General features: G+C 60.6%; 5 protein-coding genes. 1 reads left to right on the top strand and 4 read right to left on the bottom strand.

The features are described from left to right. Positions 1-205: 205 nt before the first annotated feature. Positions 206-1,924, bottom strand: a complete 1,719-nt coding sequence (aceK, locus tag ACRESJ_RS02785; RefSeq protein WP_431756536.1) for a bifunctional isocitrate dehydrogenase kinase/phosphatase — start codon at positions 1,922-1,924, stop codon at positions 206-208. Between the two features lie 157 nt (positions 1,925-2,081). Here aceK and ACRESJ_RS02780 point away from each other — a divergent pair, with 157 nt between their 5' ends. Next, positions 2,082-2,969, top strand: a complete 888-nt coding sequence (locus ACRESJ_RS02780; protein WP_431756535.1) for a DMT family transporter — start codon at positions 2,082-2,084, stop codon at positions 2,967-2,969. 136 nt (positions 2,970-3,105) lie between these two features. On the opposite strand, the gene ACRESJ_RS02775 is transcribed toward ACRESJ_RS02780, so the two are convergent. The 3 genes from ACRESJ_RS02775 to ACRESJ_RS02765 form a co-directional block, all read right to left on the bottom strand. Continuing rightward, positions 3,106-4,686 carry an aldehyde dehydrogenase (NADP(+)) gene (locus tag ACRESJ_RS02775; RefSeq protein ID WP_431756534.1) on the bottom strand — a complete coding sequence of 527 codons (1,581 nt, stop codon included), beginning with the start codon at positions 4,684-4,686 and terminating at the stop codon, positions 3,106-3,108. A 154-nt stretch (positions 4,687-4,840) separates the two neighbouring features. Next, the gene (gene araD1 / locus ACRESJ_RS02770; protein WP_431756533.1) at positions 4,841-5,836 is read right to left on the bottom strand and encodes an AraD1 family protein; all 996 of its coding nucleotides are present in this window, start codon (positions 5,834-5,836) and stop codon (positions 4,841-4,843) included. Positions 5,837-5,889: 53 nt separating this feature from the next. Then, positions 5,890-7,065, bottom strand: a complete 1,176-nt coding sequence (locus ACRESJ_RS02765; protein ID WP_431756532.1) for an L-rhamnonate dehydratase — start codon at positions 7,063-7,065, stop codon at positions 5,890-5,892. Positions 7,066-7,143 lie beyond the last annotated feature (78 nt).

Genomic DNA, 7,143 nt, shown 5'->3' with positions numbered 1-7,143 from the left:
CGATGGAGGGCGATTCGTCGGTCATCGGGTACGCAATTCAGTCGTCTAGTGGCGCAGGTTGCGGATTGTCGCAGATTTTACTCCTCACCGTGATCGTTCCCACGCTCTGCGTGGGAATGCAGCAAGGGACGCTCTGCGTCCCAAAAGCGGACGCGGAGCGTCCAGGGATGCATTCCCACGCGGAGCGTGGGAACGATCATGTGAGTTATTCGCTACCGAGGCCCTTGCGCCGATACGGAAACACATCAATCACCTTTCCTCCCCGAATCGCCTCCTGCAATCCCTTCCAGTAGTCGGCGTTATACAACTCGCCATGCAACTGATCGAACAGCTTGCGCTGCCCCGAATCGGCAAACAGGAACGGCGGAAACTCTTCCGGGAACACATCCAGCGGCCCAATCGAATACCACGGCTCCGAGGCCATTTCGTCTTCGGGTGTACGCGGTGCCGGAATGTGGCGGAAGTTGGCTTCGGTCAGGAAGCAGATCTCGTCGTAGTCATAAAACACCACGCGACCGTGACGGGTGACACCGAAGTTCTTCAACAGCATGTCACCGGGAAAAATGTTCGCCGCCGCCAGTTGCTTGATCGCCAGGCCATAGTCTTCCAGGGCCTCGCGCACTTGCGCTTCGTTGGCGTTTTCCAGATACAGGTTCAACGGCGTCATGCGCCGTTCGGTCCAGCAGTGGCGAATCAGTACGGTATCGCCCTCCACCGACACCGTGGAGGGCGCGACTTCCAGCAGTTCTTCCAGGCACGCCGGGTCGAACTTGCTCAACGGGAAACGGAAGTCGGCGAACTCCTGGGTATCAGCCATGCGTCCGACACGGTCGACGCTTTTCACCAGGCGGTATTTCTCGATCACCGTCGCACGGTCGACGTTTTTCGACGGTGAGAAACGGTCCTTGATCATTTTAAATACGGTGTTGAAGCCCGGCAGGGTGAACACGCTCATGACCATCCCGCGCACACCGGGCGCCATGATGAACTGGTCGTCGGTGTTGGCCAGGTGATTGATCAGCGCCCGGTAGAACTCGGACTTGCCGTGTTTGTAGAAGCCGATCGAGGTGTACAGCTCGGCGATGTGCTTACCCGGCAGGATGCGCTTGAGGAAACCGATGAACTCCGCCGGTACCGGCACATCCACCATGAAATATGAACGGGTGAACGAAAAGATGATCGACACATCCGCTTCGTCAGTGATCAGCGCATCGATCTGGATGCCGCGACCCTCCAGGTGAATCAGCGGGATCGCCAGCGGCCATTGCTCATCGGCGGTGTAGATACGCCCGACCAGATACGCGCCTTTGTTGCGGTAGAGCACCGAGGAAAACAGCTCGACGCTCAGTTCCGGGTCCTTGCACACCCAATCCGGCAGGTTTTCGCGCAGTTGCGCTTCGAGGCGTTTCAGGTCGCCGGGCAGGTCGGCGTATTCCTCGCTGAAGCGATAGTCGGCAAAGATGCTCGCCAACATGCCCGACAACTGGCCCTGGGGCTTGTAGGTGCGGGTTTGCGCGGCGCGCGCCCGGCGCAGGCTTGGCCGGGTGGTGTGGATGAACATGCAGCCGTCGCTGATCAGGTCATGACTGAACAGGCCACAGAAAATCGAGTTGTACCAAGTCTCGGACAGTTCGTCGTCGAAACGCAGGTCGATCAGCGTGATGTAGGCGCTCTTGACCAGCGGCCAGCAGCTGACATCCAGCGTGTCTGCGTCGAACGCCGTGCGCAGTCGCCCCACCGTTTCGCTGACTTTCTCTTCGTACAGATTGATCCGTGCCGCTGACGCCGACTGCGCCTCCTGCCACTTGGCCTGCTCGAAGCGAGCCCGGGCGCCGTCGGTGATCTGGCGGAAATGCTCGCGGTAATCGTCAAAGCCATCGAGGATCAAGCGGGCGATGTCGGCGGCTGGCCATTGCTGCGGCATGGTGAGACCTCTGCGGGAATTCATGAGCCCTGAGCTTAGCCAGTGAAGCGGGTGCAGGAGAAGTGTAATTTTCGGCTGGAATTGAATGCCCGTTTTCCGGTTGCCATCGATCGGTCGCTCGGCAACACTCTTGTCCCGATCAAGCCTGGAGCGCGCAGTGAACCCCGTCGATCTATTCCGTTTACTGTCACTGGCGGCCATTTGGGGTGCGAGCTTTCTGTTCATGCGCATCATCGCCCCAGTGATTGGCACGATTCCCACGGCTTTCTTTCGCGTATCTATCGCGGCGGTCGGGCTGTTGGTGATTCTCGGACTGATGCGCATCAGCTGGGATTTCAAGGGCAAGCTGAAAACCGTGATGCTGCTCGGGGTGATCAACTCCGGACTTCCGGCGACGCTTTATTCGGTAGCAGCCCAGGTTTTACCGGCCGGTTACTCGGCGATTTTCAACGCCACCACGCCATTGATGGGGGTGTTGATCGGCAGTCTGTTCTTCCATGAGCGGCTCTCTGGCGCCAAGCTCGGCGGTGTGTTCCTGGGGTTGTTCGGCGTCGGCATCCTGACCCGCGCCGGCCCGGTGGCCTTCGATCTGCAACTGTTGATGGGCGCCCTCGCCTGTCTGCTCGCCACCACCTGCTACGGCTTCGCCGGATTCCTCGCCCGCCGCTGGCTGGATCAGGCCGGTGGGCTCGACAGCCGTCTGTCGGCGCTGGGCAGCATGCTCGGCGCGACCCTGTTCCTGCTGCCGCTGTTTGGCTACAGCGTCGCCAGCCAGCCACCGGCCAGTTGGGGCGGTTGGAATGTCTGGTTGTCGTTGTTGGGACTGGGCCTGGCATGTACGGCGTTCGCGTACATCATCTACTTCCGTCTGCTGACCTCGATCGGCCCGGTGAAATCGTCGACCGTGACCTTCGCGATCCCGCCATTCGGGGTGTTGTGGGGGGCGATGTTTCTCGATGAGCCGCTGTCGATGGCGCATATCTATGGCGGGGTGTTGATTGGGTTGGCGTTGTGGTTGGTGTTGAGGCCGGCTGCAGCCAAGTAGGTTGCGGTGAGGCTGAGGACGCCATCGCTGGCAAGCCAGCTCCCACAGGGTTTGGTGTTGCACACAAATTCCGTGTACGACATCAATCACTGTGGGAGCTGGCTTGCCAGCGATAGCGGTGGCCCAGACAGCAAATCTACAAAGCCAGACTACTTACCTCCCCATCCACCAACCGCCGAATCCCCAGTGGATTACTGTCCTGCAACGCCTCGGGCAGCAACGCGTTCGGGTAATTCTGGAAGCACACCGGCCGCAGGAAGCGGTCGATGGCCAGGGTTCCGACCGAGGTGCCGCGTGAGTCGGACGTCGCCGGGTACGGCCCGCCATGAACCATCGCCTCGCACACCTCAACGCCAGTCGGATAGCCATTGAGCAGAATCCGCCCGACCTTCTCCTGCAGCAACTCAGCCAGCCAGCGGTACTCCACCAACTCGTCGGCCTCGCCAATCAGCGTCGCCGTCAACTGCCCGCGCAAGCCCTGTAATGCCTCGGCCAACTGCGTGCGGTCCTCGACTTCGATGACGATGGTGGTCGGCCCGAACACTTCCTCCTGAAGCAATGGATCGCCCTTGAGCAGCAGACTGACATCGGCCTTGAACACTTGCGGTTGCGCCTGATTGCCCTGTTGCGGCTTCCCGGCCAAATGCGTCAACCCCGGGTGTTCGTGCAGCTCACCCAAGCCATGGCTGTAACTGGCCAGTGCGCCGGCATTGAGCATGGTTTGCGCCGGTTGCTGGTTCATGTTGGCGCAAAAGGTTTGCACAAAGGTGCTGAACTGCGGCGAACGCAGGCCGATGACCAGACCGGGATTGGTGCAGAACTGCCCGCAACCCAGGGTCACCGAGCCGGCCAGTTGCGCAGCGATCTGCTCACCGCGTACCGCCAACGCTTCGGGCAGCAGGAACACCGGGTTGATACTCGACATCTCGGCAAACACCGGAATTGGCTGTGGTCGGGTGGCAGCCATATGACTCAGGGCATTGCCGCCCTTGAGCGAACCGGTGAAACCCACGGCCTGAATCGCCGGATGCTTGACCAGCCATTCACCGACGCCGCCGCCATAAATCATGTTGAATACGCCGGCCGGCATTTGCGTGCGTTCGGCAGCGCGAATGATCGCGTCTGCCACCCATTCGGCGGTCGCCATGTGCCCGCTGTGGGCTTTGAACACCACCGGGCAACCAGCCGCCAGCGCCGAGGCGGTATCGCCGCCAGCGGTGGAGAATGCCAGCGGAAAGTTACTCGCGCCGAACACCGCCACCGGTCCCATGGCGATGCGGTACTGACGCAGGTCCGGGCGTGGTAACGGCTGACGGTCCGGCAGCGCGCGGTCGATACGCGCACCATAGAAGTCACCGCGACGCAGCACCTTGGCGAACAGTCGCAACTGTCCGCTGGTACGCCCGCGCTCACCTTGAATGCGCCCGGCAGGCAACGCGGTTTCGCGGCACACGGTGGCGACGAACTCATCACCCAAGGCATCGATTTCGTCGGCGATAGCGTCGAGGAACGTCGCGCGTTTTTCCGCGCTCAGGTTGCGGTAGATCGGGTAGGCCGCCGCTGCAGCTTTGGCGGCGGCATCCACTTCGGCTTCGGATGCTTGAAAGAAAAATCCGGGTAATGGCTCACCCGTCGTGGCGTCGAGACTTTGCAGCTGCACTGTGCCGTTGGCACTGCGGCGACCGCCGATGTAATTGTGTCCGAGTGGCAGGCTCATGAGGGATTTCCTGATCGTTTGTGTCGATACGGGTATACGACCTGTAGGAGCCGGCTTGCTGGCGATAGCGCCCACAAAGACGGCGCAAGGCCTTGGGGCCCCATCGCTGGCAAGCCAGCTCCCACAGGTCCAGTGGTGTTCCCGATCATTGCTTTTAAAGTGCGCGTATTTGGCCGATTGCCAACGGCTGGGCACTTTCGCCAATGCCGTTGACCAAAGGCGCACCGAATTCATCGAGGCTGATCTGGAAGCGATCTCCCGGCTGGGTCTTCACGCCATCGGCAAACGACAGCGTGGCGGTGCCGAAGTAGTGCACGTGAACATCGCCCGGGCGCAAAAACTGGGCGTATTTGAAGTGGTGGAATTCCAGGTTGGCCAGGCTGTGACACATGTTGTCTTCACCGCTGAGAAACTCTTTTTCCCAGATGGTTACGCCGTCGCGCTTGATCCGGCTGGTGCCGACCAGATGCCGGGGCAATTCGCCGACACGCAACTCGGGACCGTAGGAGCAACTGCGCAGTTTTGAATGCGCGAGGTACAGGTAGTTGCGCCGCTCCATGACATGGTCGGAAAACTCATTGCCCAGCGCATAACCGACGCGATACGGCAGGCCGTCGTCGCCGATCACATAGAGGCCTGTCAGCTCCGGCTCTTCACCAGCGTCTTCAGCAAACGGTGGCACGGGAAAGTCCGCGCCGGGGCGCACGACAATGCTGCCGTCGCCCTTGTAGAACCACTCCGGCTGCGCACCGACTTGCCCTGCTTGCGGCTTGCCGCCGTCGAGACCCCACTTGAACATGCGCATGGTGTCGGTCATGCCGGCTTCTACCTCGCCGTCATGCTGGTGCATTTTGTCCCGTGCCGAAGCGCTGCCCAGATGAGTCAGGCCGGTGCCGCTGATCAGGCAGTGGGCTGGGTCTTCATGGTCCAGCGGAGGCAGGACTTTGCCCAACTGCAACAGCTGCGCGTATTCCGGGCCTGGCTCGGTGCCGCGCTGCGCGACTTCTTCTTGCAGACTGCGTTGGGCACGGATAGCTGCGAGGGCCAGTTCACGGGTACTGCGAGTGTCACGCAGCACCTGGACGTGCGAACCCTCGACGAGTCCGACCTGGCGTTCCCCGGCAGTGTTTTCGAATTGAATCAGGCGCATGGCGGCCCTCCAGAAAGTCAGGGTTGGCGCCGCCCGCAAGCGGCGCCTCAAGGTCACTCGATGATGTTGAAGTCGCTCAGGTATTCATCGGAGATTTCCAGGCCCAGGCCCGGCTTGTTGTCGTCGAGCTGGATGTAGCCGTTGACCGGTTGCGGCTCGCCCTTGAACACGTAGTAGAAGAGTTCGTTGCCGACTTCGACATCGAACACCGGGAAGAACTCGGCCATCGGCGAGGCGGTGGTGGACATGGTCAGGTGATAGTTGTGCATCTGCCCCGCGTGGGGGATGACCGGCACCGACCAGGCTTCAGCCATGGCGTTGATCTTGCGCGCTGCAGTGATACCGCCGACACGGTTGGTGTCGTACTGGATCACGTCGACGGCGCGGCGCTCCAGCAGATCTTTGAAGCCGTAGGAGGTGAATTCATGTTCGCCGCCGGAGATCGGCATGATCCCCATTTTTTTCAGTTCGATGTAGCCTTCGATGTCGTCGGCGATCACCGGTTCTTCGAGCCAGCGCGGTTCGAATTCCGCCAGTTTCGGCAACATGCGACGGGCATATTCCAGGGTCCAGCCCATGTAGCATTCGAGCATGATGTCGACGTCTGGCCCTGCCAGTTCACGCAATGCTCGCACTTGTTCGATGTTCTTGCGCATGCCCGCCGGGCCATCTTTCGGGCCATAGCCGAAACGCATTTTCAGCGCGGTGAACCCTTGGTTCAGATAGCCCTGGGCTTCTTCGAGAAACAGGTCGAGGTTGTCGTTGGCGTAGAGCTTGGACGCGTAGGTCCAGATCTTTTCCTTGGTACGGCCACCGAGCAGTTTGAACACGGGCTTGTTGACCGCTTTGCCCATGATGTCCCAGATCGCGATATCGATCGCCGAGATCGCCGCCATGCCGATGCCCTTGCGGCCCCAGGCGTGGCTTTGGCGATACATTTTCTGCCAGATGTATTCGTTGTCGAACGGGTCCTCGCCAATGGCGATCGGTGCCAGATACGTGTCGATGATTTCCTTGGCCACACGTGGCGCCAGGGCGCAGTTACCGATGCCGACAAGACCGGTGTCGGTCTCGACTTCCACCACCAGCCAGCCGTGGAAACGGAACGAGCCCATGGCATCGCCGCGCTCGAACAGGATGTCACTGGCGTTGGTGCAGAAGTGCGCTTGAGGTGGGACGACTTTGCCTTTCCACTCGAACACGCGGGTACGGATTGCTTTGATTTTCATGAATACAGTTCCTTGCGCTGCCGGCTTCTTGTAGTTGTTGAGTCGTGTGCGCAGAACCCCTCGATGGGTCGGCTCCGG

The sequence above is a fragment of the Pseudomonas sp. genome (genome assembly GCF_050739655.1).
Classification (GTDB): domain Bacteria; phylum Pseudomonadota; class Gammaproteobacteria; order Pseudomonadales; family Pseudomonadaceae; genus Aquipseudomonas.
The sequence above is the reverse complement of the archived record's forward strand: the minus strand, read 5'-3'. Positions and strand labels throughout refer to the sequence as shown.